This window comes from Bradyrhizobium sp. CCBAU 45321 (assembly GCF_028128975.1).
Taxonomy (GTDB): Bacteria; Pseudomonadota; Alphaproteobacteria; order Rhizobiales; family Xanthobacteraceae; genus Bradyrhizobium; species Bradyrhizobium yuanmingense.
The window spans coordinates 41,304-65,852 of the sequence record NZ_LFKZ01000117.1 but is presented as its reverse complement, the minus strand read 5'-3'; the positions used below and the strand labels follow the sequence as shown (position 1 = coordinate 65,852).

Sequence of the window (24,549 nt, the reverse complement as noted above, 5' to 3'; positions counted from 1 at the left end):
AAGCCATGTTTCATTTCTCCAACATCGTGCGCACCAAGGGCGACCCCAAGATCGTCGAGGGCGGACCGAGCCTGAAGCGGCCTGCGGACCAGCTCGCGCGCGCGCTCGGCTGGTTCAGCATCGGTCTTGGCGTGGTCGAATTGCTCGCGCCGAGGCGCGTCACGCATACGCTGGGCATGGAAGGCCATGAGACGCTGGTCCGCGCCTTCGGCCTGCGGGAGATCATGGCCGGGATCATGACGCTGTCGGTCGAGAAGAATGCCGGCCTGTGGGCCCGCGTCGGCGGCGACGGCCTCGATGCCGCCGCGCTGCTGTCCGGGCTGACGGCGGACAATCCCAAGAAGGGCAACATCGCGCTGGCATTGCTGATGGTCGGCGGCATCGCCGTGCTCGACTACCGCGCCGCCCAGGACACCAAGCCGCGCCGCCCGCCGCGCGATGCACGGCGCAAGCTCTATCCGAACCGCAGCGGCTTTCCCAAGGGCATCGAGAGCGCCCGAACTGCGGCAAGGCAGATCGCGGCCCATGCCAAGACACATGCCGAGACAAACGAGGTGAAGCAAGGTGATGAGCGTCGAGTCCCGTGACGAAGCTGTGTGGTGGGAATCCGCCGTCATCTACGAGATCGCGCTGATCTCATTTCAGGACTCGAACGGCGACGGCAAGGGCGACCTTGCCGGATTGATGTCACGCATCGACTATTTGAAATGGCTCGGCGTCGACGCGGTGTGGCTGACGCCGATCTACAAAAGCCCCTTCCGCGACCTCGGTTACGACATCTCCGACTATTGTTCGATCGATCCCGCCTTCGGCAGCCTCGAGGAGTTCGATCGCGTGCTCGAAGCGCTGCACGCTGCGGGCATCCGGCTTATCCTCGACCTCGTCCCCAATCACACCGCGAACGATCATGCATGGTTCGTCGAGAGCGCAAGCTCGCGCAACAGCGCGAAAGCCGATTGGTACGTCTGGGCTGATCCGGCCGAGAACGGCGGGCCGCCCAACAACTGGCTGAGCCGGTTCGGCGGCAGCGGCTGGGAATGGTGCGAGGCGCGCCGGCAATATTACTATCATTCCTTTCTGGTGGAGCAGCCCGACCTCAACTGGCGCAACCCGCAAGTGCGCGCCGCGGTCGCCGATTCCATGCGGTTCTGGCTCGACCGCGGGGTCGACGGCTTTCGCGTCGACGCCAGTGCGGTCCTGATCAAGGACCGGCTCTTGCGCGACAATCCGTCGAACCCCAACGCAGAGGGCAAGCCGCCGCCGCAGCGGCACACACCCGTGTTCACCGATGACCGGCCCGAGACGATGGATTGCATCGAGTTCATCCGTGAGGTGATCGACGCCTATCCTGGAAGGATGTTGTGCGGCGAGGTCCAGGGTAAGACCGATCGCATCGGCCACTTCTACGGCAATGACCGGCCGCGCCTGCATCTGCCGCTCAACTTCGCCCTGCTCGATTCCAAATGGGACGCCCTCTCGCTGCAGGCCACGATCGACGCCTATTTCAACGCCATCCCCGACGATGGCTGGCCGGTTTGGGTCATCGGCGGCCATGATAAGCAACGGATCGCGAGCAAGATCGGCGAGGCGCAGATGCGCGTGCTGGCGATGCTGCTGATGACGCTGCGGGGAACGCCGTTCTTCTTCATGGGCGACGAGATCGGCCGCAAGCGTGTGCCGATCCCGCCTGGCCGCGTCCGCGATCCCTTCGAGAAGCTCGTGCCCGGCTACGGCCTGTGCCGCGATCCCGAACGCGCACCGATGCGGTGGGATGACAGCCCCGACGGCGGCTTCACGGCGGGCCACCCATGGCTGCCGCTCGAGCCGCCCGATGGTGCGGCCAATGTCGCCGCACAGCAGCGCGGCGAACGCTCGATCCTCGCTCTGTTTCGTGCGCTGATGACGCTGCGGCGCGAGCATGCCGGCCTGCAACGGGGCGGCTACGAACCGTTGCGGTCGCAGAACGATGTCCTGGCGTACAAGCGGAAGGATGGCCGTAACGAAATCCTGGTCGCGCTCAATCTCGCGGCCGAACCGCGGAAATTCCATTGGCAAGGTCGCGGCCGTCTTTTGATGTCGACGCATTTGGATCGGCCTCCCGAGCCGGTGCCGGATGCGTCCATCCTGCTCCGGGGCAACGAAGGCGTGATCATCGCGCTCGAGCCTCGGTGACGTCAGGAGGAACCATCCGCGTCGCGAAGAGTCTGAACAACGCTTCCGGCGTCTCCCCCCGCCGCCGGAAGCAATTTGCAAGACCGCAGCCCCGGCGCCCACGCCCCTTCAGGCGCCGGGGTAGCGGCGTGAGCCACGGCAGGACATATCGGAGGCAGCTCATGGGCAAGACCAAAGGTCTGCAGCAGCGGATCGCCGGCAAGACCAAGCAGGCCGTCGGCGAGATCATCGGCGACCAGGATCTGCACGATGACGGCAAGGCGCAGGCCGAGCGCGGGCGCGACGAACAGGACAAGCCGAGCGAACTCAATCCGCTGAAGAAGCTCAAGCAGCTGACGTGAACGCGGAGCCGCGACCAGCACTCACGAGTGAGGCGCGGCGCACCACTGGCGAGCGGCGGCGTTCGCGCTGGATTGCCGCGGCCGCACTCGGCCTGATCAGCAGCACTTTTTCGACCATCGTCAGCCAGCTCTTCGCTGCCCGCATCGGCCGCGATGCGGCGGTCGACTGGATGACCGTCGCCGCAATTCCTGCGCGCGACTGGGCGATCAGCTCCGAGCCATCCTGGAGCGCGATCCTGGCCGGGATCGCCTTTCACCAATGGGCCGATTTTTCCTGGGCGTTGGTTTTCTTCGGCGTGCTCGGACGCTGGACGGCCGACTTGCGGCCGATGACGATCCTGCTGCTGGCGCTGCCTTGGGCCGTGTTCTCCTCGGGCATGGAATGGTTCGTGCTGGTGCCGCTGTTTCCATTCTGGCAACCGCTGTTCACGCTGCAACAACCCTACTGGATCGGGCTGCTGGTCCACGGCTCCTCGGCCGTGATGTATCCCCTGTTCGCGCGCCTGCGCTGGCGACGCGGGCTTGCGCCGGCGCGCGACGTGCGCTTCACCAACATGTGGACGACCGGCGCGTTGGCCGTGATTGCGCTACTTGGGGCGGTCGCATTGTTCGGCGGTCATGGCTACGAGCTGCCGTGGATGGGCCGCGACAGGGATCAAGACCAGGCCTACATCCGTCACATGACAACGCATCATGCCCAGGGCATCGAGCTGGCGCGGACGGCTGCCGAGCGCGCGCAGGATCCGCATCTGCGCAAGCTCGCAATGCTGATGGTCGCGAGCCAGACCGGAGAGAACCGGATCTTCGAGAATTGGTGGCTGAGCTGGTTCGACACGGAGATGCCCGATTGCAGCACCGAGGAGCGGGCGGCGATGCCGGGCTTCCTGACGCCGGCCGAGATGCGCCAGGTCAAGACCGCGCCACCGGACCAGTTCGACATGCTGTTCGTCGAGGCGATGAGTCGGCATCACCGCGGTGCGGTCAGGATGGCCGACCAGATGTGGCACAGCCGCGGCGACCCTCGGCTGCGCATCATGGCGCACGCCATCCGCCACGAGCAGCAGGGCGAGATCGCGCTGATGCACGGCACGCGCGGCCTCGCCGCCGTGACCACAGGCGTCCGCAACATGCTCGGCGACAACGTCAATTGAACGTGAGGATCTTGTATCGGCAAGCGGCCTGCTGCCTCGCCGATACTCCAGACGAACCTATCAAACGTTAATGCTTTCCGCCGTCGTTATAGGCCACACTTGGAGCCGATGGGGGCCGTCGGAGATCAAATGCAGGCAGGATTTGCTTTCTCGAGGCTGGCCGACCGCCTGACGAGCCTCGTCGAACTGACCCCGGAACATCTCGATCTGCTGGCGGACATGCCGAGCAGCATCGCGCATTTCGGCGGGCATCAGACCATCCTGCGGCACGGCGATGAGGCAACGCAATGCTGCCTGGTGCTCCAGGGATATCTGTCCTGGCAGAATGACGAAAGCGCAGATGGCCAGATCACCGCGATCTGCGTGCCCGGCGACATCGCCAACCTGCAAAGCCTGTATCGCCCACGCATCGAGGGCAATCTGACCGCGCTCGGCTCCGCAATCGTCGCGCTCGTACCGCACCGCTTCTTTCGCGAGCTCGCGGCGCGTTCTCCGGCGATGTCGCACGCCCTGCTGTTGATGCTGCTTGCCGATCACGCCATTCAGCGCAACTGGACGGTCAATCTCGGCAGCCGGGACGCGTTGACGCGCGTGGCGCATCTGCTCTGCGAGATCACGGTGCGGCTGCAAACCGTCGGGCTTGCCCGGGATTTCAGGTTGTCCTCGCCCTTCACCCAGTCCGACCTCGCCGCAGCCTGCAGCATCTCCCCGGTCCATGCCAACCGCACCATCCAGGAGCTGCGCCGCTGCCATCTGCTGCAATGGCAGGGCAAGACCTTGACCATCGCGGACTGGCCGGGGCTGGTCCGGCTCGCCGGCTTCGACCCAACCTACCTGAGCATGCGGTCCGGCGCGGACGATGCTCGGCCGCCGCATGCGAGACCGGTGGCGGCAGACGTCGCGGTTGCTTGATCCGCCTCGTGGGACGCGAGGACCTTGCGCGGCTCAATGACGTCGGGAGCCTACTCCCGCCAGACCTCGGCCAGCTCTTCTGCTGTCACCAGGTCGACCTGGCCGTGGAAGCGGGTGCGGTACATCGTCATGAGCGCATCGTGGCCGACGTCGGACGAGCTGCACAGCGCGTCCTCGATGATGACGATCCTGAAGCCGAGATCGACGGCGCTCAGGACCGTCGAGAGCACGCAGACGTCCGTCTCCGCGCCCGATATCACGACGGTGCCGACGTTCTTCTCGACCAGCAGACTCGCAAGACCGGGATTGCTGAACGCGGAATAGGCCGGCTTGTCGATCATTGCCGCCGGCGGAACGAAACGTGCCAAGGCCGGCACGAGCTCCAGAGCCGATGACGGCAGATGCCTGCGCGTCGCCTGGCGCCAGCGGCGGAAATAACTCTGCCACTGCCCCGGGCGATCCTCGGGATTCTGCGGGGTGATGAAGCGTGTGAAGATCGTTCTCTCCGCATGGCGCGCAACGACCGAGACGATCGTCGGCAGCACCCGCTCCATCCAGGGCGTCGCCCAAAGGCCATCGGGGGCGAAAATGTTCTGCATGTCGATGCACAAGTGAACGGCGCCGCGGATCTCGGCAACATCGGCCATAGCGTCCCTCATCGTCCTCCACCTTCAAGCGCATTCGGCGACCAGTTGCGAATGCGGCGCGAGGGCTTTGGTTCCGAATCGCGGCGTGCAGCGCGAACCCCGCCCAGAAAAGCTACAAAATGAAGGTGGTGCGCTCGGAGGGCGGTCGCATTTTCTGTGATTTCAATGAGTTATCGAGGACTATCAATGCATAAGGGGCATTTCAAGTCTAAGAATATCTTTCAGGAAGGCCACCCAAGGCGCGTCTTGTCGGGTGGCGTTTTTCGAGAGATCGCGCTGTCCCACGGCACGGTTTGGTCCCACGGCCGGCCACTCAAGGATCCAGGCCGCATATCAACCGACCAGTATACGGAGCAAGCTGTTCAACATCGGCCCTGCGTCCTGCTCGCGAGACAATGCAACATTTCAAATCAGCAGGTCATGATGCGCAGCTACAGGGGCGTGATGGGGACCGTTATTGCCATGGTTGGCCGCGGGATCATCCAGTCCGTTGGGCAGGATTTTGACGAGGATATCGAGGTTGGCCGCCTGACCGGGCTTGGCGCGTGGATCGAGCGGAATGTGGACCTCTCTAGGTTCAATCGTGACGATGGGAGTGAAAGGAGTTGCGTCGCTGTCGAAGCGGAACACCCGCTCTCGATCGGCGCCGCCGGCCTCGAACGCAGCTTTAGCCGGCTGTGCGGCCTCCGATGCGATTCCAGCAGGTTGCGCAGCGTGCTGCGAGTTTCCGTTCCCTGCACTATCGCCTTTTGTGGCGCTCGATTCGGCAATCTCGGCTGCTGCTGATGCCTTTGCGGAGGTCGAGTGTGACGAATGTGAATTGTATCCTGAATTACTGTGCTGCAGGTCAGCCAATTTTGCCGTGGCCACTGCTGCCGACGCGCTTGCGTTCGATGCACGATGATTGCCGCCATCGCCGACACTCATCTCGGACATGACAGTTTCAGCCAACTCGGTGGTTGTCGCCTTTACATGCTCCGGCTCCGCGACGTCTTGCGTACTACCGCGATCCGCGCTACCGGCCGTTGCAACACTTTCGTCAGCCTTCGGGCCGTGAGCAGAGGTCGAGTGCCCCCATTTGTTGCTGTGCTCCAAGCCGCTGGGCTCTGCCATTTTCGTTGGCCCAGGCGCATCGGCCGGAGTCCAGGAATGATGCTCATTGTCATTGCCGAGGCCATTGCCCGGTGTCGCCTTTGCTTCGGCCGTCTCGGTGGCCGCTGCCGCCCCCCGCTCCGACGCGTGCGAGTTGCTGTCGTCCAGACCGCCTGGTTCGGCCGTTTTCGCTAACCCCGACGAATCGTCCGACGCCAGTGAATCATGCGCGTTGGCCTTGCCGGCGCGATGGCCCGGCATGGACTTCGCTTCGGCCTGCTCCGTGGGCGCCTTTGCCGCCCCCCGCTCCGCCGCGTGCGAGTTGCTCTCGTCCAGACCGCCTGGATCGGCCGTTTTCGCTAGCCCCGACGAATCGTCCGACGCCAGTGAATCATGCGCGTTGGCCTTGCCGGCGCGATGGCCCGGCATGGACTTCGCTTCGGCCTGCTCCGTGGGCGCCTTTGCCGCCCCCCGCTCCGCCGCGTGCGAGTTGCTCTCGTCCAGACCGCCTGGTTCGGCCGTTTTCGCTAACCCCGACGAATCGTCCGAAGCCAGTGAATCATGCGCGTTGTCCTTGCCGGCGCGATTGCCCGGTATTGGCTTCACGTCGGCCGTCTCCGTGGCTGCCTTTGTCGACCCTTGCTCCGACGCGTGCGAGTTGCTGTCGTCCAGACCGCCTGGTTCGGCCGTTTTCGCTAACCCCGACGAATTGTCCGAGGCCAGTGAATCATGCGCGCTGTCCTTGCCGGCGCGATTGCCCGGCATGGACTTCGCTTCGGCCTTCTCCGTGGCCGCCTTTGCCGACCCTCGCTCCGACGCGTGCGAGTTGCTGTCGTCCAGACCGCCTGGTTCGGCCGTTTTCGCTAACCCCGACGAATCGTCCGACGCCAGTGGATCATGCGCGTTGTCCTTGCCGGCGCGATTGCTCGGCATGGACTTCGCTTCGGCCTTCTCCGTGGCCGCCTTTGCCGACCCTCGCTCCGACGCGTGCGAGTTGCTGTCGTCCAGACCGCCTTGTTCGGCCGCTTTCGCTGGCCCCGACGAATCGTCCGAAGCCAGTGAATCATGCGCGTTGTCCTTGCCGGCGCGATTGCCCGGTATGGACTTCACGTCGGCCGTATCTCTGGCACCGGCCATTGCAGACATTTGCTCGGGAGCGTGCTGCGCCCCTTCGCGGTCGTCCCTGTGCGCTGTCGCGAGGCTCGATTCACCAAAATCGGCTGCTTCCGGTGCGTTTTTAGAGGTTGAATGCACCGGCTTGCCATGTTCCGCGCTGCCTGTTTCTGCCGTCTTCCCTGACTTTCCCGAAGGGTCCGAAGCCGGGGATTGATGCTCGTTCTCATCACCGACATCACTCCCTGGTATGAAGCCACCGTCCGTCTGCTCCGCACCTGTTTCCTTTGCAGGCCATGGCTCCAGAACATGCTGTGAGTTACTGCCGCCCGCGCTACCGGCCGCTGCGATGCTGGGGCCGGTGCCTGCATCGTTCCGCTGACTCTTCAATGTAAGACTTTCAACTTCCGTTACCGCTGCAGCATGAGCAAGCACGATCGGTGATATGCGAGCCGACCCCTCGGTCCCATCGACGCTCTCTTCCGTTGTGCGGGCCGGCGCGAATTCAGTCCTCAAGCCGGCATCAGCCAGACTGTCCCAAACTCCAGCGCTCCCGAATGTGCTCTCTCTCGTCCCGATACTTGCATGGGCACTGTCGGTACTCAGAATAGCTTCGATTGCAATTGCGGATGTCAGCGCTTCTTCGAGCTGCTCCAAGCTGAGAGCGGCCGCCGCGGCTGTCGGCTGGCCGACGACATCCGATTCTGCGATGGATACAATCCCCTGCAGATGGATTTCCAACAGGTCGCGGTCTCCGATCTCCAGAACACGATCGGTCGCATTCACATAGACGATCGTTTCATTGGTTGTGGAGTTGAAGATCCAAGCGACGGTGTATGGCGGTATGGACTTGCTTGCTGCTGTCATATGAAGCCTGGCAAGGGCTCCGAAAGCCGCAAGATTGATCCTGCTCGGCCCAGACGCGAAGTTGAAGACAGAGTCGGAAGAGGTAGAACTGGAATCGGTCGGGTCGCGATGAACAACGTTGCCGCCCATCAGCTGATCATGGCTATATCCGCTACTGCCGGCATCGTGACTGAAGTGCACGAGGCCGGCAAGTTTTTGGAGAGTCTCCCCTACGATACCATCACTCGAGTGGCCCCGAGTGCCTTCTCCGGCGGCGCTTTCGTTTTCAGCGGCCACAAACGCGGAAGGCAGGCGAGAAGCCTGCGCAAGGAAACCCGGGACTGAATCGTCTACATGATGATCGTCGGCATTGGTGATCGCAGCCAGTTTGGTGGCCGCATTGTATCCGGTAACGTCCACGAAGCTGTCGAGCGGCGCTTTGGCCGGGTCATGCGACAGCAATGCCAAATGGGGATCGCTGAGTGTGTAGATCAACGCACCGGTGAGAGTGGCGAAAGTACCATACCCTCCGTGAATCAACGTCGGATTGGATGTCAGCCGCGAGAATAGATGTTCCGCGGTGGAGTCACCTCCAATCTTCGCGTCGTTCATTCCTCGCAGGGATGGTATGGCCAAACCGGGCGTGCTTGATCCAACAGAACTGTAGTCCTTCCACGATTTCGAGCCTGCGGATTGCTCAGCGGTGCGAGGCGCTTCCATTGCCGATGCCGCGGTCGAGATTTGGCTCGCCCCGACAAGAACGCCTCTCTGAGTGAGCGACGGCTTTTCGTCGGAATCCGCGACGATGGCGTGACGGAGGATAGCTCGCTTCCAGGGCTCATATTCGGCATGCTCCGCGGCGGGGCCGGTGCTGTCGTCATCCGGAAGCATGTCGTTTGCCTCCGACGCCTTGAGTTCGTCCGCAATGGCGACCGCCAGGAGTGCAAGCGAGAACATTCCGAACCCGGACGGGCGTTGTAGCAATGCGAGGGTGGCGAGCACCGTCCTGTTGGTTATTTCAAGCTTCTGAAATATGTTGTGTAGGTGTACTTTAACGGTTCCATCGGAAACGTTTAGCTGGTGCGCGATCTCCTTGTTCGACATTCCTTCTGACACCAGTCGTACAACTTGACGTTCGCGCGGCGTCAATAGCTCCAGTAGGTTCTCGATTTTGCTGCTGTCGGTTTCCTCGGCGGTTGGCGTGAGATCGGACTGCTCCAAAAAGCTACGCTTCGTCATCAGTCGCAGCGATCGCAGCATAGCGTCCGGTGCGAGATCCTTCGCGATTGCATCACACGCGCCAGCAGCGATGGCCGAGGTTAGATCGCGGTCCGTCTCGGAATCGGTAAAGAACACCAGGCGCGTGGGTAGGCCCTCAGCTTCCGCAATGGCGAGAATCTCTGATGCCGTCAGATCTGGCAGCGTGTCAGCAAGAAAAGCAACGTCGGGTGCCAAATTCCGGATCGCTTGGATGCAGCTTGTCCCGTCGCTGCACGAGGCGACAACGTCGAAATCCGGCTGTGCCCCGAGTACCGATTTAAGCCCCTGCAGAACGATCGGCTGTCGGTCTGCGATCACGAGCCGGGTGCGCTTAAATATCCCCTGTTTCGCAGATGTGTCTAACATGGACCCTGCCTCGAGCCGGCCGTCTATGTCCTTCGGCATATAGCCGAGGCCGAGCGAGGGCATTAAAATACAACTAATCGAATAAAGAAAGAGATTTAATTAGTTTAACCATACCTAAAATCGCAAGTTTTCAGGCGGGAAATGCGCGCATTTGCCGAATGTGTTCATTTTGCCGAACGGAGCGACGCCATGCTGTGCTTCGAGTGGGCGTTCGACCGGGTCACAGCCGTCATCCAACAGCGTTAGACAGGCGGCCAGAAGAAACTGTTCGATCCCTGAGACGAAAGTTTCAGAGCGCGCTCGCGATCCGCACCTGGCGCTTCACCACTCGCAGCCGAACAGCTGTTCGGAGAAACGATCGGTGGCTGAGATGCTGTTCAGCCCCGCGCAGGCTGGCATCGGCAAGTTGATCGCGTTAATTGTGCGTCCGCGACAGGTCTGCATCAGCGCAAGTTGAAGTGGAAGTCGGAGGCACAGGCTCGCGGTGCGATCGGCAGGCCAACGCATGCTCGGCCTTCTTCGCAGGAACCATATCTGTGGTTGCAAGTTAACTGCTGTTGAGCTGCACGCAAGAGAGCAGCTCAACAAGCCGGCATGAGTTCTCGCGCCGGGCATCCGTCGGGGGTTGATCCCATGATGGACCACGCGACCAGGGTTGGTAATCGGTTGTTAGCAGCGTTGCCGCCAGCCGATTTTGCTTTGCTTGCGCCTCATCTGCGGAAGATCGTGATCGAGCGCGATACGGTGCTCGTCCGATCAGGCGATCGGATCGAACATCTTCTCTTCCCCCTGAGCGGCGCGATAGCCACTATCATGGAGCTGCCGAACGGGCAGACGGTCGCCACGACGATAGTGGGCCATGAAGGGGCTGTGGGTCTGACATCAGCGCTTGGCGCCTCCCACTCGCCCGTGACGGCCATTGCTCGCATCGCCGGGACCGCGCTGCAGATCTCGCCCGCGCAATTCCTGACAGCGCAGCATTGCAGCCCCGCCGTCGCAGCGATGGTACAGGTCTTCACGAGATCGTTGTTGACGCAACTCCAGCACGTGGCGGCCTGCAACGCATTACATTCCGTCGAAGCCCGCCTGGCGCGCTGGCTGCTTCACATTCACGATCGGGCAAATGGCAGCGATCTCCTCCCGCTGACCCAAGAAACGTTGTCGGAATTGCTGGGCGTCCGCCGCACCACCGTCACACATGTCGTGAGCACAATGCGGACATCGAGAGCGCTAAGATCCAATCGACGTGGCCAGCTTGAAATCGATCGGCCGCGGCTCGAAGCCATGGCATGCGAATGCTACAAGGTCATGAGCCGCAGAATCGATCGGATCGTCTCGCAGAGCACGGTCGGGCTCGTTCATAGGCCTCCAGCGCGGAGCGCCTCCCGCTCGCCTGGCAGCCGAATAGCCGGGACAGGCTCTTAGAACCAGTTCGTTTTCGCGAACCACCCGCATGTACCCTTTGCCATTCGACAAAACCGCGCGAGGCTCGGTCGCTGCAAACGCTCGATTTTGCGTCGAAGCGAGTTCACGATTTTTTGCGGCTTTAGGGCCGGCTGCCCGGCCGAAGCGTACAATGGACGAAAAGTCCCCTCATCCGTTCGCCTTGGGATGCTTCTCACAACAGCCCGACTTCCTGCGAGCGAGCAGCGCGGGGATGAGCTTTGCCTGTGCAAAGCTTGAACGCCCATTCGCGGTTCGAGCTCGGTTAAAGGCACCACCCGCCTTACGCAGCTTGCGCTGAAGATTCTCCTCCCGACCTACCCGCTCTCTGAGTTTCTCAACTTCCGCGAGCTGCGCGACCAGCGCATCGAGACGTTCTCGAAGCAGCACCGCAGGACTCTCAGCTCCAACGCGGGTATTCATGACAGGCCTCCCGATCGAGGTCTTAAGGAAAAGTCGCTATCGATAGGCCCGGAAAGATGTAATTCGACACATCACACTAACATTTGGCACGGTTTGCACCCCAAACGGGCGTTGCGGCCGTGCAACAAGGGATCAGTCGCCCGGACGTTTAAGCATGGCAGGAAGATCAAGCCCTGCCAAACCATGCGGCGGCCCGCAGGCTCACGCATGGGGCTGAGAACACGGCTATCCGCCGGATTCAGTCGCACTCGATATCCTCGTGTTAGCTCCAGGGCAATCGACCTTGCGCTTTTCCTCATCTTCTTCTGCGCAATCGAGCCCACCTTGTGCGTTTGGAATTCCAGAGCCGCCGCCAGTTGCGAAAGGCCCTTTCGCATTGCCTCCGCCACCACCAGACCCGCCGCTACCGCCGGATCCGCCACCGGCTGCCCCTCCTCCGGCGCGAGATGATTTAGCAGAGCCCCCGCCAGGGGCTCCCCCGCCCCCTGTTGACCCGCCGCTGGAGCTCCCCGGTCCCGATACGGACGACCGGTCGTTATCGAAGAACGACGATTGCCTCCCGTCCTTCTGCGTCACTCCATGCAGGCCCCCCGAGCTTGCAATGGCTCTTGAGGTCAGGGAAGTGGATAGAAGCAGAGTCATCACTGGGGGGGTGACGGCCGCAAATCTTCCGCAGGTTTTCAAGAACGCCCGCCGGTCGTCATCTTCGTTGCCGTCCCGGGTCACAATACGCTCTCCTCGGTTTAAAATATTAATTTATGGTATTATACATTAAATGTATTTTCAACCGATAATTTTCTTTATGCGAGTGGCGTTGCTTGACGTGCGCTGTCAATTGATCGTGGCAATTTCCGTGCTCGTTCCTGCACTTCCTGGCCTTTCGGGCGCAGCTTCGGAGTTGCGCTCGCCATTTAATATGATTAATTTGCGTTTTAACGGACGTCGAGCGCAGGGCTCGATTGCAACGGATGATGACGATGCCACTGCAATTCCACCGGTCTGTCCGCGACATGGAGATCTGGAGCGCGACCAGCGAGGGCTTCTCGTTCGTGATCAGCTTCGAAAGCCCGAGAGGCCCCGGCTTTCATGGACGCACCGGCTATTTGGCGAGTTGGCGTCCGCTCCACAGAAACCAAGCCGCAATCAAGATCGGCGGTTCGCCCTTTCAAACGTTAGAAGAGGCCGAAGGGGCCTGCAGCGACATGGCTGGGCATCTGGCGCCACGATAACCCCCCGCGCACGCTCGGGAAGAAGCCAGACGCCCCGGTCATTTCACGCCCGCCGGATCCTGACGCAACAGATCAGGGGAATCCAGCTCACGTGACGGGGCATTCAGCTCGTTTCGCGAAATCGCCAATGCCGCGAGAACCGTGCGATTGCTGATGTCCAGCTTTTGGAAGATATGATGAAGGTGGACCTTGATCGTGCCGTCGGCAAGGTTCAACCGACGTCCAATCTCCTTGTTCGATAGACCCTCCGACACGAGCCGCATGATTTGCCGCTCCCGGTCCGTCAGTTGTGTGAGGGGCTTCTCATCGGGACGGGGCTCGTCATTGGTTTGCCAGGGGCCCGGCGATGCCGCTGCTTGGCCCTGGGCGGCCTTCCGCAGGGTTGAGACCAGCATCTCGGCATCCGAATCCTTGGAGAGGACGATGCAGGCGCCGCTCAAGGCTAGCCTTTGCAACTCACAATCGGCCGCGACACCGGCGAAGAAGACCACCGCGGGAGCTGGGCCTGAAGCGTTCGCAGGAGCGAGGATCTGCTGCCTGCTTACATCGGGCAGTGCAGCATCGACAAGCGCGACGTCCGGCACAAGAAGTCGGATTGCCTCGTTGCAGCTTGCACCATCGCTGCAGGACGCAACGATCGCAAAATCGCGCTGCGCTGCAAGAACGCTCCTGATCCCTTGCAAAACGATCGGATGTCGGTCCGCGATGACAATTCTGGTGCGGTGCATGCTTCCCCTGCCTATCGCTAAAAACCCCCCGTGCAGCCGTTTAATCCAACAATTTCTTCGAAACGCGAGGATGACCAGTCCGCTCGGCCACAACGTCACACTGCCTCAAAACCATGACAGCCCAACATTCGGCGACCGCGCCACCGTAACTTGATGGGCAAGTATGCGCAGCACCGTAAGAATGCGGTCAAGATTCGAGGCCGCAAGCTCGACCAAACCGGCGTTCTTACGACAACGTCTGATAGATTCAATCAGCAAATTCTCCCAAAGAATGTCATCGGCGCGGGGATAGACTGCTGTGTTATGATGGTCAACATTCAATTAACTAGGGTGGCACTGTTATTACCAACGATATATTGGGTCATTCACGATTCAAATCTAACATTCGACGAAATTTCGACGAACGCGAGACCGTTCAACAAGCCGCGCTTCTGAAAGGAGGAAAAGTAATACTATTCACCAAGGCCGAGCTGGGTAAAAACGGCTGCGTCGCGCAGCCAGTGTAGCAGCGATGAAAACCGGTCACCCAAATTGGAGCTGCATCTTCGTAATTCAGCAACTTCAATGAGCGGTCATGGAGGGCATCGTTGGCAATGAGTAGGTGGTCACATGTATTCTTCAGCAGTTTTGCGTCAAACTCATCAGGCTCTCATCGTTCAATTCACTGAATTGCAGAACTTGCGTAACCGCGTGTTGAAGGCCGAGCACCGATTGCTTGCGCCGAAACGACGAGCCCGGGGGCGGGGGAAGCGACCGCTCGTTCGGAGGTACAGCCTCAGCCGGTAACTCCATTACCGCGTTGCACAACTCACGAAGCTGCGCGAGTGGATCGTGCTTGCCGGACCCCGGTTTGACCTGATAATCCCCCTCCTGATTTGGTTCGGAGGTAGTGGGGACGGCTTCCATGGGGAATGAGGACTGGGGATCCATGACCACAGCAGAGCTGTGGCAGCTCTATGATGAGGTCACGGCTGTTCTCAGTCGAAGGATGACCGCGGAAAAAGCCAAGCTTGAAGAGCGGCTTCGCAGGATTGAGGGGAAGGCCGGGGGGCAGAACGAGGGGCGTGCACGTCGCCCCTACCCTCCCGTGCTACCGAAGTATCAGAACCCTAAGAACCCGTCCGAAACCTGGTCCGGCCGTGGTAAGCAGCCTCGATGGCTGAAGGCGCAGCTTCGCGCCGGCAAGAAGCTGAACGATCTCCTGATCGACCGTTCGTCCGCACAACGGCGCCGCCGGGCCGGCTGAACCTCGGGCGGTCAACGCGGCAGCCTTCAGGACTTGGCCGCGGGCGCCACTCTAGCGAGTGCTATCTTCTTTCCCGTTAGGACTGCCGTCGCCACCACGGTTGCCCTTGCCATTGTTGCCCTGCACAAGTTTTCCGCCAGAACTAGCGATGGCGGTTGAGGTCAGAGAGGTCGAAAGCAGCAGCGTCATCACGGGAGGAGTCACGGCGGCAAACTTTCCGCAGCTCCTCAAGAACTCACGACGGTCTTCACTATTGGAGTCGAGTGGATTCATCGGCGCTTTCCCTGCAATGGTCGAGGACAGAAAATAAGCGGATTTGGATGCGCCGCAAGTTAAATATGTTAATCTCGAATTTTAAATTCCCCGCAAACGACACCTCGAGTGCTATTGCATGCCAGCATCCGTCACGACATCGGTGAAGTCCCGCGCAAAGCGAGATCCAGAGGCAGCTTATACCGAACGCATTATATGCACAGGGCGCGTTTGTAACTATTGTAATTTCAACTGCATTAAATGATGCGATATCGCTCTTTAGCCGCCGCTTCGGCACAGAACGGGGCTAGAGCAGTCGCCGCACATGCGCCCAAACGGCCGCTTTCCCAACTGGCGAAAACGAGAGGCGATTCATGATCGGGGCCGAGTCCGGTGCAGCATTCGGCCAATTGCGGTCTCGCCTCGACGCCACCTTCCGACCAGGCTTCTCATTGCCACGTTTGGGCGCCCTGATGAGCCGCGCCCTCACCGAAACTCTCTTAGACCTTTCGGAACTGACGGTTCTCACCGAGGCTGCGACCGGGGCGTATGCCGTGACGGCCGTTCTCGCAGCGATGGCCGGAGCCAGGCACGTCTATGCCTTTACGAAAACTACGCAGCACGGCACCTCAGCTGAAGCCAGGGACCAGACCCTCAAGCTCGCAGATTCCGTCGGCGTGGCCCATCGCATCGAGATCCTGGAGCAGATCACCCTCGATATCATCCATCAGACGGATATCGTAACCAACAGCGGCCATCTTCGGCCTCTTACCGCTTCGCTTATTGATGAGCTACCGAGGGAGGCCGTCATCGCCTTGATGTTCGAGGCCTGGGAATTTCGCTCCGAGGACCTCGACATGGACGCATGCTTGCGGCGCGGAATTCCAATCGTCGGCGTGAACGAACGTCACCCGTCAGTCGATATCTTCTCGTTCCTCGGTCCGCTGTGCGTGAAGCAACTGCACGATAGCGGCTTATCCGCTTACAAGAATCGCATTGCCCTGCTGTGCGACAACGACTTCATTGGCTCGCTTCGCTCCGGTCTCGTGAGCTCCGGAGCGAGCGTGGTCGTCTTCGAGGACGTCGGGACCTTGTATCATGACCAATGGGACGCAATCATCGTTGCGCTGCGACCGGCGGCTGAGCCTCGCATCGGCTCGGCTGAAGCAGCTCACCTCGTTGCGTGCGCGCCCCCTGGCGCCATTGTCGTGCAGTTTTGGGGCGACATGGATCGAACCGCATTGTCAGCAAGCGGGTTGGGTGTTTGGCCAACAACGCCTCCGGAACTGGGGCACATGGGCATTCTGCTGTCCGACCTCGGCCCCGAGCCGGTCGTGAGACTGCAGGCCGGCGGCCTGCGCGCTGCTGAATGGGTTCGGCGTAGCAGAGCTGTGTCGTCTGACGGACTCGCGCAAATCGTTACCCAGCATCGGGATCAATCGCCAATTCGCGCTAGGTCCTCGCCTCGATGAGCTCAACGAGCGTGAGCGTGGCGGAGGCAAGAAACACTATGCGGCGCATGTCGAACGCAACCGCCGGCGCGGGTGACGATACAGGAAGATATTGCTGCGCCCTAAAGCAAGCGATCGCGTCGTCGAAGCGAGCCGCCTCGTAAGCAAGATGATAGAATTTGCTGCCGCGCTTCAAGATGCCCGCCACCGGCGATTGTGCGCCGGTCGGCTCAATGAGCTCCAGGCGCGGACCGCCGCCCGACACAAACTGAATCCGAACCTGCTGGATAGGGTCCTCAAACATGGGGCCTTCAGGACTGTAGCCAACGACCGCGAGTTCGGGCAGCTCCGCCACGATCTTTCGACACGCCATTCCCACGTGATGAAAGTGCAAATCCATGCGCTGCTCCTCCCTTCCCTGGCAGCCTAGGGAGACGGGCGGCGTCGAACGGAATCTGGCTGGTTGCTCCAACAGTTTAACCTTCTCGTGCATCGAGGAGCAGCGCGGACCAGACCTGTTTTAGCCGTGGATAGTCTGCGCGCGACATCCGAAACGTAATCACGTCGTCGCCGTTCCACCAAGCTTTCGGCGCAACCTTTTCAGTTTGGAAGCCGAGGCGAATATGAAAGTTCTTCGCGGCTTTATTCCTGCCTTGAACATTGGCCACGACGGCCGAAAGCCCCAGCTGCTCGAATGCGAATTCAAGTAGAAGGTCGAACATCTCTGCCAGAAAAAGGCGCGCGGCAGGATCAACGATCAACCGCGCAACTTCGCCCTGTCCCGCCGCGAAATCCAGGTTCGCAAGCGCGATGCTGCCAGCCGGCTTCTTCGAGCGCTTGAATTCGGCAATGAAATAGTAATCGTCGACCCTCGCCTGATAGTTCCGGAAAAACTCTTCCTGCTGAGCCAAGGTCAGCTTCTCGCGGGTCAGGAACTTGCCGAGAACGGGATCGTTCCGCCAGGCGATGACTTGCGCGGAGTCCTCCAGCCGAAGTTCTCGGAGAAGCAGGTTGTTTCCTGCGGGAAGCCGCTTCAGATTCTCAGCTTTGGTGGAAGGCGTACTTGGGTTCACCGGCTCCGGCCTGATATGCACCATCATCTATTTATTGTACCTTAATTTGCGCTTTAAATTCATTTAATTGACCCAAGCCATATCATCATTTAATGTAGGGGACAATCACATGATGTCGCTGTCCTGAATGGAGGCTCGCCATTCTAGCTGCAGTACCCGTGCCGGACCGGCCCATCAATGATGCCGAACTCAAGTCCCTGGCGTTGTCAGGCGATGCCACGTTCTGGGGGCATCTTGTCGCCCGCTCGCGGCAAGCGACGAGCTTCTCCGAGCTGTTCTTTCTGTCGACGCTTCGAAAAAAGACGAAGCTTTATGCACCCGGAAGCCTCCAGCCAAGACTCCGCCTCGCCCTGATAGGCGGCTACAACCTTTATCCGTTGCACGAACTGGTTGAACATCTCCTGGCCATTCGTGGAATCGAGTGCGAACGTTTCCTCGGCGAGTACGATAATTTCGTCTCGGAGATTCTAGACGGCTCGAGCTCACTGTACGCCTTCAGGCCGGATCTCGCCTTCATACTGCCGAACGCGAGCCACTGCCGGTTTTCCGGCTCGCTCCTCGATGCCGTCGAACATCAGCGCGAAGCCGCAGTCTGCGCCGCTGAGCACCTCCTCAACCTCGCGCGGACTTTCACCGCGCGCTCCGGCGCGGCGGCGATCCTCGCCAACCTTGCGCTGCCCGGCGACCTCGATCTCGGCTCGTTTCGTTCACGCACGCTTGGCACCGACTGGAGTTTCCGAAAGGCGGTCAATCTCGAGCTCGGGCTTCGGGCCCCAGCTGAGGTGCAGATCTGCGACGTCGAGTTCCTCTCGGCGCGGCGAGGGATCTCAGCCGCGGCGGATGCGCGAGCGTGGTATGAATCGAAGCAGCTCGGCTCACCTGACTTTCTCGTCGACATCGCGCAAGAGCTAAGCCACCTGATCGCCTCCCGGAAGCAGAGTCCCAAGAAGGTCCTGGCGATCGACCTCGATCACACGCTATGGGGCGGCGTGATCGCGGAGGACGGTATCGAGGGAATCGAACTTGGCGACTCGTCCCCCCGTGGTGAAGCGTTCAAGGCTTTCCAGAGATACCTGCTTGGACTTTCCCAACGCGGCGTCCTGCTTGCGGTATGCAGCAAGAACGACCATGCACGCGCAATCGAGGTATTCGAGAAGCATCCTGAGATGGTTGTCCGGCTCGAGCATTTCGCGGCCTTCAAAGCCAATTGGGACCCGAAGTCCGACAACCTGCAGAGAATCGCGCAGGAACTCCGCCTTGGCCTGGACAGCTTCGTGTTTGCCGACGACAACCCGGCGGAAATCGAGATCGTGCGCCAGTTTCAACCGTTGGTGACAGGTGTACTCCTCGGGCCGGACCCCGCCGAATTCATCGTTCGCATCCAGGCCGGACGTCATTTCGAGCCACGGACCGTCACCGAGGAGGATCTCGAACGGACTGCGCAGTACAGGCAAGAACGGCGACGCGCAGAACTCGCAGCGAGCGTCACCGACATGCCTGCCTACCTCGCCTCGCTTGAGATGCGAGGCACGATCAAAGAATTCGATTCGCTCGACGTTCCTCGCATCGCCCAGCTGATCGCGCGCAGCAACCAGTTCAACCTGACGACGACGCGTCGGTCCGAGACTGAGATCAAGGCACTGCTGGGAAGGCCGGACTACCGGTGCTTCACGATGCGGCTCGAGGACAAGTTCGGTGATTCCGGGCTCATCTCCGTAGTCATTGCAAAGGTCGATGGCGGCGTCTTCGTTCTCGATACGTGGCTCATGAGTTGCCGCGTGCTGAAGCGCCAGGTCGAGGACGAGATCATGAATGAGATTTTTCGACTCGCAGAGGTGGCTGGTTGCACGACAGTGCGCGGCATTTATCTTCCGACAACCAAGAACGGTATCGTCGCGGAAGTTTACGAGGAGTTTGGTTTCGCGCGCACGGAAGACTCCGCAACCCGAAAAGAGTTCGAGCTGGAGGTGAGGAAGTATCAGGTGCGTTCGACAAAGATAGATGTTGCCCGGAGAGCTTATGAAGCAGGCTGAAATATTGGCGAAGTTGCAGGAAGTATTCGACGGAATCTTCCTCGAGAAGGTCGCGGCCACCCCCGAGCTCTCGGCGGCGGACGTCGATGAGTGGGACTCGCTCATGCAGATCTCGCTCGTCATCGCCGTCGAGCAGAAGTTTCGCGTCCGATTTCGCGTTGGCGAGGTCGAGGCGGCGCGGAATCTGGGTGAGTTCGCCGACCTGATCGCGAAGCGGATGAAACCATAAGAGTTGGACATAGCGAGTGCGTTCGAAGCTGCGTCCCGCTGAGTGCACGAGATCCGCGCGCCGGCTTCTTCAAAGCTCAAGAGAAATTGACGAACGGCGCTACTCCCAAGGCAAAAACCGCTTTTGATTTAATATTTTTAATGGTATTTAATATTATCAATGTGAATAACATGACAGCCGCGACCGAAACTACAACCCGCACAATTGGCGTTGCTACGTTAGATAGCATTTGATCACGCTGACTAGCTGGGGAGTGCAACTGACGTGCCGGTGAAGTCCAATAACCGCCCCGGTGTGGTAAGCGTCAGCGGGACGCCGACGCAGAACCAGACCTTGACCGCGACCGTGAGCGATGCGGATGGAGTGCCGGGCACCGTCTCCTATCAGTGGCAGCAGAGTGCGAACGGCAACTCGTGGAGCAACATCAGTGGCGCGACCGCGAGCACGCTCGTCCTCGGGCAGGCTCAGGTCGGCAGCTTCATACGGGCCACCGCCAGCTACACGGACCTCTCGGGCAGCACCGAGGCCCCGGTGAGCACCGCGACCGCCACGACAGTGGCCAACGTCAACGACCCCGGCGCTGTCACGATCAACGGCACCGCCGCCCAGAACCAGACCCTGACGGCCAGCGTCACGGACCCCGACGGCGCGCCCGCCAGCATCACCTATCACTGGCAGAGCAGCCCCGACGGCACCACTTGGACGAACCTGGCCGCCACGACCTCGAGCCTCACCCTCGACAGCAGCCTGGTCGGCAAGCGGATCCGCGTGAATGCCACCTACACCGACCTGCTCGGCGCCAGCGAGAATGTGACCAGCGCAGCCACGGCGACGGTTGCCGCTGCGAGTGCCACCACTACGCTGTTCACCACCCAGACGCCTGTCATCACCAATGCCAACGACGGAGTAGGTTATGAGCTGGGGATGCGCTTCACCAGCGACACCTCAGGCTCGATCCAGGCAATCCGGTACTACAGGGCCCCGGGCGAGACGGGCACGCATATCGGCCACATCTGGTCGGCTACCGGCCAGGAGCTGGCGACGGTCACGTTTACCAACGAAGGCGCATCGGGCTGGCAGCAGCAGGCGCTCGCCACGCCCCTGACCATCCAGGCCGGCACGACCTACATCGTCTCCGTCAACATCAACAGCAACTACGTCTCCACCACGCAGGGCTTCGCCTCAGCCATCAGCAATGGTGGCCTGAACGCCCCGGTGGGTGCCGGCGTCTTCGACCTGTCCAAGGGCGCCTTCCCCACCAATGTCTATCAGAATGCAAACTATTTCCGCGACGTCGTGTTCGCTGCGGGCTCGTCACAGCCCAATAACCGCCCCGGTGCGGTAAGCGTCAGCGGGACGCCGACGCAGAACCAGACCTTGACCGCGACCGTGAGCGATGCGGACGGAGTGCCGGGCACCGTCTCCTATCAGTGGCAGCAGAGTGCGAACGGCAGCTCGTGGAGCAACATCAGTGGCGCGACCGCGAGCACGCTAGTCCTCGGGCAGGCCCAGGTCGGCAGCTTCATACGTGTCACCGCCAGCTACACGGACCTCATGGGCAGCACCGAGGCCCCGGTGAGCACCGCGACCGCCACGACGGTGGCCAACGTCAACGACCCCGGCGCTGTCACGATCAACGGCACCGCCACCCAGAACCAGACCCTGACGGCCAGCGTCACGGACCCCGACGGCGCGCCCGCCAGCATCACCTATCACTGGCAGAGCAGCCCCGACGGCACCACTTGGACGAACCTGGCCGCCACGACCTCGAGCCTCACCCTCGACAGCAGCCTGGTCGGCAAGCGGATCCGCGTGAATGCCACCTACACCGACCTGCTCGGCGCCAGCGAGAATGTGACCAGCGCAGCCACGGCGACGGTTGCCGCTGCGAGTGCCACCACTACGCTGTTCACCACCCAGACGCCTGTCATCACCAATGCCAACGACGGAGTAGGTTATGAGCTGGGGATGCGCTTCACCAGCGACACCTCAGGCTCGATCCAGGCAATCCGGTACTACAGGGCCCCGGGCGAGACGGGCACGCATATCGGCCACATCTGGTCGGCCACCGGCCAGGAGCTGGCGACGGTCACGTTTACCAACGAAGGCGCATCGGGCTGGCAGCAGCAGGCGCTCGCCACGCCGCTGACCATCCAGGCCGGCACGACCTACATCGTCTCCGTCAACATCAACAGTTCCTACGTCTCCACCACGCAGGGCTTCGCCTCACCCATCAGCAATGGTGGCCTGAACGCCCCGGTCGGTGCCGGCGTCTTCGACCTGTCCAAGGGCGCCTTCCCCACCAACGTCTATCAGAATGCAAACTATTTCCGCGACGTCGTGTTCGCCGCGGGCAACGTCATCTCGCTACTTAGCAGTTCCACTGTCTATGTCAGTGAGACGGGAGGGATGGCTACTATCACCGTCGTACGCTCCGGCGACCTCCAATCTCAAGCGACCGTGGAGTACACGACGAACGAAATCGGCACCGGTGGCACAGCTACGGCGGGCCAGGACTTCATCCAGCCCTCGTTTAATGGCCGGTCGAACACCGGTCAGGTCGTCTTCAACCCCGGGGAGAGCACCAAGAGCTTCACTATCCCAATTGTGAACGATCAGCTCACCGAGAGTAACGAGACGTTCGCGGTCGGGCTTCAGAATCCCGGTTCCGGCTCCCTCGGGACCCCGCGCACCGTGCTCGTGACCATCATCGACGACGACTCGCCCGTCGCGATCTCAATGGCGGACGCGGCGATCAGCGTTACCGAGAATACACAGACGGCAACGATTACGCTGTTGCGCAGCGGCAGCACCAGTCAAACAGCTACTGTCGGCTTCACGACAAGCAACGGCAGCGCCCTCGCGGGTTCCGACTACACCGCCTCGTCAGGCACGGTGACTTTCGCTGCTGGCCAGGTGACCCAGACGATCATGGTCCCGATCATCAACGATGCGACACCTGAGAATGACGAGACCTTCACGGTCACCTTGAGCAACCCGACCGGCGCCACACTCGGTGCCGAGACGACGACGACCGTGAAGATCCTGGATAATGACAACCCCGATCTCGGCAATCTGGCGGGTGAGACGTACGTGACGGGACTGGGCCAGGGGTATGCCGGCGGGCCAACGGCGATCGATTGGACTCCAGACGGCCGCTACATGCTGGTTGCCCAGAAGGACGGCGTGGTGCGGGTGGTGGATAACGGAGAACTTCGATCAACTCCGCTGATCGACATTTCGAGCGAGGTAAATGGCGTCAATGATCGCGGACTGCTGGGTATCGCGGTGAACCCGAATTTCGCAACGAACCACTATGTCTACCTGCTCTATACCTACGATCCACCCGAGACGGCGGGCCAGCCCGGCCTTGCCGGCCCCGATCAGGCCGGCAACCGACCTGCTCGCCTGGTGAGGGTCACCGTTGACCCAACCACAATGATTGCCGATCCGGCGAGCGAGGTAGTGCTGGTCGGAAAGAACAGCATCTGGGCCTATACGAGCCGTCCCGACGTAAACAGCACAGGCGATCCGAGCATCGCCCCTTCCGGTATCGTCAACGGCACCACGATCACAGCTCCGGCGAGCCACATCGAGAGTGGATCGCAGGACAACGATCCGGACCGGACCGGCATCCAGAACCAAAACATTCGTGACTATCTGGCGACTGATAGCGATTCGCACGGCGTAGGCGCTGTTCATTTCGGCCCGGACGGCTATCTCTACCTCACCGTCGGCGATGGCGTGTCGTACAACTTCGTCGACCCCCGGGGAGTGCGCGTCCAAGACATCCACAATCTATCGGGCAAGTTGTTGCGGATCGATCCCGTTACAGGTGAGGGAGTGCCCGGCAATCCGTTCTATCAGGCAAGCGATCCAAACAGCAATGCGTCGAAGGTGTTCTACTACGGTGTTCGCAACGCGTACCGCTTCAGCTTCGATCCAGTTACCAATCTTCCCGTGCTCGGAGATGTGGGCTGGAACAGCTGGGAAGAGCTGAATACGGGGCCAGCCGGCTCGAACTTCGGATGGCCCTATCTCGAAGGCCCCGACAGGACCGGCAGCTACCAAAATCTCGCGCAGGCGATCACCTTCTATAACAATGGCAATCGGAACAATACGTCAGACCCGCCCGCCGTATTTCCGATCCTGTCTCTAAGCCACGGGGCTCCCGACAATGCCCACGTGATTACCGCGGGAGATTTCTACAATCAGAACACCATTTTTTTCGACGATGTCCAAAACGGAACGATCTTCGCTGCGACCTTGAACGCAAGCCGGCAGGTCACCAGCGTCCAGTTGGTGGACAACGTACAAGGCATCGTCGACATGCAGAAGGGTCCCGATGGCTGGATGTACGGGGCCAATTTGATTGATGGCACTATCCGACGTTGGGTCGACCCCTCAGCGGTTACGGCGCTGGGGCTCGCAGCGTCGTCCTAGCAGACGCCGGTCACGGCTTTCGTTCATCGATGACGATCTGCTGGGGCGGCTAGTCGGCGCCGCCCTCAACGACGACTTCGGCCGGTAAGGCGAGTTTTT

Annotated in this window: 19 protein-coding genes and 1 pseudogene; 12 read left to right on the top strand and 8 right to left on the bottom strand. The window is 60.9% G+C overall.

Going from position 1 to position 24,549, the window contains the following annotated elements; translation table 11 throughout:
* Nucleotides 1-5 precede the first annotated feature (5 nt).
* The 5 genes from ACM43_RS15005 to ACM43_RS14985 all read left to right on the top strand — a co-directional run bounded on the left by ACM43_RS15005 (nucleotide 6) and on the right by ACM43_RS14985 (nucleotide 4,576).
* Entirely contained in the window at nucleotides 6-587 is a 582-nt protein-coding gene (locus tag ACM43_RS15005; RefSeq protein WP_271540060.1) for a hypothetical protein, read from the top strand.
* A complete protein-coding gene (locus tag ACM43_RS15000) occupies nucleotides 568-2,172 on the top strand; it encodes an alpha-amylase family glycosyl hydrolase (RefSeq protein WP_271540058.1) in 1,605 nt (534 codons plus the stop codon). Before ACM43_RS15005 ends, ACM43_RS15000 begins: the two co-directional genes overlap by 20 nt.
* A gap of 161 nt (nucleotides 2,173-2,333) precedes the next feature.
* Nucleotides 2,334-2,513, top strand: coding sequence for a hypothetical protein (locus ACM43_RS14995; RefSeq protein ID WP_027575113.1), 180 nt, complete (start codon nucleotides 2,334-2,336; stop codon nucleotides 2,511-2,513).
* The gene (locus tag ACM43_RS14990) at nucleotides 2,510-3,664 is read left to right on the top strand and encodes a DUF305 domain-containing protein (protein ID WP_271540055.1); all 1,155 of its coding nucleotides are present in this window, start codon (nucleotides 2,510-2,512) and stop codon (nucleotides 3,662-3,664) included. The genes ACM43_RS14995 and ACM43_RS14990 overlap by 4 nt, the downstream gene beginning before the upstream one ends.
* Nucleotides 3,665-3,793: 129 nt before the next feature.
* Nucleotides 3,794-4,576 (top strand): Crp/Fnr family transcriptional regulator, encoded by a 783-nt coding sequence (locus ACM43_RS14985; protein WP_271540053.1) that lies wholly within the window; start codon nucleotides 3,794-3,796, stop codon nucleotides 4,574-4,576.
* A gap of 50 nt (nucleotides 4,577-4,626) precedes the next feature.
* Here the strand turns inward: ACM43_RS14985 and ACM43_RS14980 are convergent, their stop codons facing one another.
* Nucleotides 4,627-5,235 (bottom strand): cysteine hydrolase family protein, encoded by a 609-nt coding sequence (locus ACM43_RS14980; RefSeq protein WP_157286682.1) that lies wholly within the window; start codon nucleotides 5,233-5,235, stop codon nucleotides 4,627-4,629.
* A 393-nt stretch (nucleotides 5,236-5,628) separates the two neighbouring features.
* Nucleotides 5,629-9,900 carry a response regulator transcription factor gene (locus ACM43_RS14975; RefSeq protein WP_271540852.1) on the bottom strand — a complete coding sequence of 1,424 codons (4,272 nt, stop codon included), beginning with the start codon at nucleotides 9,898-9,900 and terminating at the stop codon, nucleotides 5,629-5,631.
* A 633-nt stretch (nucleotides 9,901-10,533) separates the two neighbouring features.
* Between ACM43_RS14975 and ACM43_RS14970 the strand changes: the two genes are divergently transcribed.
* Nucleotides 10,534-11,325 (top strand): Crp/Fnr family transcriptional regulator, encoded by a 792-nt coding sequence (locus ACM43_RS14970; RefSeq protein ID WP_271540850.1) that lies wholly within the window; start codon nucleotides 10,534-10,536, stop codon nucleotides 11,323-11,325.
* Between the two features lie 168 nt (nucleotides 11,326-11,493).
* Here the strand turns inward: ACM43_RS14970 and ACM43_RS14965 are convergent, their stop codons facing one another.
* Nucleotides 11,494-11,766, bottom strand: a complete 273-nt coding sequence (locus tag ACM43_RS14965) for a hypothetical protein (RefSeq protein WP_157286685.1) — start codon at nucleotides 11,764-11,766, stop codon at nucleotides 11,494-11,496.
* Nucleotides 11,767-12,147: 381 nt separating this feature from the next.
* Nucleotides 12,148-12,408 (bottom strand): annotated as a pseudogene (locus tag ACM43_RS14960) (hypothetical protein); the annotation flags it as partial.
* A 335-nt stretch (nucleotides 12,409-12,743) separates the two neighbouring features.
* Between ACM43_RS14960 and ACM43_RS14955 the strand changes: the two are divergent.
* Nucleotides 12,744-12,995: a hypothetical protein gene (locus tag ACM43_RS14955; protein WP_271540847.1), complete on the top strand. Its 252-nt coding sequence runs from the start codon at nucleotides 12,744-12,746 to the stop codon at nucleotides 12,993-12,995.
* Nucleotides 12,996-13,033: 38 nt separating this feature from the next.
* Here the strand turns inward: ACM43_RS14955 and ACM43_RS14950 are convergent, their stop codons facing one another.
* Nucleotides 13,034-13,723 (bottom strand): response regulator transcription factor, encoded by a 690-nt coding sequence (locus ACM43_RS14950; protein WP_271540845.1) that lies wholly within the window; start codon nucleotides 13,721-13,723, stop codon nucleotides 13,034-13,036.
* Nucleotides 13,724-14,651: 928 nt separating this feature from the next.
* On the opposite strand from ACM43_RS14950, the gene ACM43_RS14945 reads away from it, so the two are divergent.
* Entirely contained in the window at nucleotides 14,652-14,969 is a 318-nt protein-coding gene (locus ACM43_RS14945) for an H-NS histone family protein (protein ID WP_404540547.1), read from the top strand.
* A gap of 51 nt (nucleotides 14,970-15,020) precedes the next feature.
* On the opposite strand, the gene ACM43_RS14940 is transcribed toward ACM43_RS14945, so the two are convergent.
* Complete coding sequence (locus tag ACM43_RS14940; RefSeq protein ID WP_271540841.1) at nucleotides 15,021-15,242, bottom strand: hypothetical protein; 222 nt, start codon at nucleotides 15,240-15,242, stop codon at nucleotides 15,021-15,023.
* Nucleotides 15,243-15,595: 353 nt separating this feature from the next.
* On the opposite strand from ACM43_RS14940, the gene ACM43_RS14935 reads away from it, so the two are divergent.
* Complete coding sequence (locus tag ACM43_RS14935) at nucleotides 15,596-16,693, top strand: hypothetical protein (protein WP_271540839.1); 1,098 nt, start codon at nucleotides 15,596-15,598, stop codon at nucleotides 16,691-16,693.
* Here the strand turns inward: ACM43_RS14935 and ACM43_RS14930 are convergent.
* Together ACM43_RS14930 and ACM43_RS14925 are read right to left on the bottom strand one after the other, a co-directional pair.
* Complete coding sequence (locus ACM43_RS14930) at nucleotides 16,674-17,072, bottom strand: VOC family protein (protein ID WP_271540838.1); 399 nt, start codon at nucleotides 17,070-17,072, stop codon at nucleotides 16,674-16,676. The two genes, ACM43_RS14935 and ACM43_RS14930, sit on opposite strands and share 20 nt — an antisense overlap.
* Before the next feature lie 76 nt (nucleotides 17,073-17,148).
* Nucleotides 17,149-17,772: a GNAT family N-acetyltransferase gene (locus tag ACM43_RS14925; protein WP_271540837.1), complete on the bottom strand. Its 624-nt coding sequence runs from the start codon at nucleotides 17,770-17,772 to the stop codon at nucleotides 17,149-17,151.
* Nucleotides 17,773-17,903: 131 nt separating this feature from the next.
* On the opposite strand from ACM43_RS14925, the gene ACM43_RS14920 reads away from it, so the two are divergent.
* The 3 genes from ACM43_RS14920 (at nucleotide 17,904) to ACM43_RS14910 (ending at nucleotide 24,450) form a co-directional block, all read left to right on the top strand.
* Nucleotides 17,904-19,778: an HAD-IIIC family phosphatase gene (locus ACM43_RS14920; RefSeq protein WP_271540835.1), complete on the top strand. Its 1,875-nt coding sequence runs from the start codon at nucleotides 17,904-17,906 to the stop codon at nucleotides 19,776-19,778.
* A complete protein-coding gene (locus ACM43_RS14915; protein WP_271540833.1) occupies nucleotides 19,765-20,007 on the top strand; it encodes an acyl carrier protein in 243 nt (80 codons plus the stop codon). Before ACM43_RS14920 ends, ACM43_RS14915 begins: the two co-directional genes overlap by 14 nt.
* Before the next feature lie 264 nt (nucleotides 20,008-20,271).
* Entirely contained in the window at nucleotides 20,272-24,450 is a 4,179-nt protein-coding gene (locus tag ACM43_RS14910) for a DUF4082 domain-containing protein (protein WP_271540831.1), read from the top strand.
* Nucleotides 24,451-24,549 lie beyond the last annotated feature (99 nt).

Excerpts from the sequence above, each read along its gene's own strand:
- ACM43_RS15005 (WP_271540060.1), top strand. The coding sequence starts at position 6 with ATGTTTCATTTCTCCAACATCGTGCGCACCAAGGGCGACCCCAAGATC.
- ACM43_RS15000 (WP_271540058.1), top strand. The coding sequence starts at position 568 with ATGAGCGTCGAGTCCCGTGACGAAGCTGTGTGGTGGGAATCCGCCGTC.
- ACM43_RS14995 (WP_027575113.1), top strand. The coding sequence starts at position 2,334 with ATGGGCAAGACCAAAGGTCTGCAGCAGCGGATCGCCGGCAAGACCAAG.
- ACM43_RS14985 (WP_271540053.1), top strand. The coding sequence starts at position 3,794 with ATGCAGGCAGGATTTGCTTTCTCGAGGCTGGCCGACCGCCTGACGAGC.
- ACM43_RS14980 (WP_157286682.1), bottom strand. The coding sequence starts at position 5,235 with ATGAGGGACGCTATGGCCGATGTTGCCGAGATCCGCGGCGCCGTTCAC.
- ACM43_RS14975 (WP_271540852.1), bottom strand. The coding sequence starts at position 9,900 with ATGTTAGACACATCTGCGAAACAGGGGATATTTAAGCGCACCCGGCTC.
- ACM43_RS14970 (WP_271540850.1), top strand. The coding sequence starts at position 10,534 with ATGATGGACCACGCGACCAGGGTTGGTAATCGGTTGTTAGCAGCGTTG.
- ACM43_RS14965 (WP_157286685.1), bottom strand. The coding sequence starts at position 11,766 with ATGAATACCCGCGTTGGAGCTGAGAGTCCTGCGGTGCTGCTTCGAGAA.
- ACM43_RS14955 (WP_271540847.1), top strand. The coding sequence starts at position 12,744 with ATGCCACTGCAATTCCACCGGTCTGTCCGCGACATGGAGATCTGGAGC.
- ACM43_RS14950 (WP_271540845.1), bottom strand. The coding sequence starts at position 13,723 with ATGCACCGCACCAGAATTGTCATCGCGGACCGACATCCGATCGTTTTG.
- ACM43_RS14945 (WP_404540547.1), top strand. The coding sequence starts at position 14,652 with ATGACCACAGCAGAGCTGTGGCAGCTCTATGATGAGGTCACGGCTGTT.
- ACM43_RS14940 (WP_271540841.1), bottom strand. The coding sequence starts at position 15,242 with ATGAATCCACTCGACTCCAATAGTGAAGACCGTCGTGAGTTCTTGAGG.
- ACM43_RS14935 (WP_271540839.1), top strand. The coding sequence starts at position 15,596 with ATGATCGGGGCCGAGTCCGGTGCAGCATTCGGCCAATTGCGGTCTCGC.
- ACM43_RS14930 (WP_271540838.1), bottom strand. The coding sequence starts at position 17,072 with ATGGATTTGCACTTTCATCACGTGGGAATGGCGTGTCGAAAGATCGTG.
- ACM43_RS14925 (WP_271540837.1), bottom strand. The coding sequence starts at position 17,772 with ATGATGGTGCATATCAGGCCGGAGCCGGTGAACCCAAGTACGCCTTCC.
- ACM43_RS14915 (WP_271540833.1), top strand. The coding sequence starts at position 19,765 with ATGAAGCAGGCTGAAATATTGGCGAAGTTGCAGGAAGTATTCGACGGA.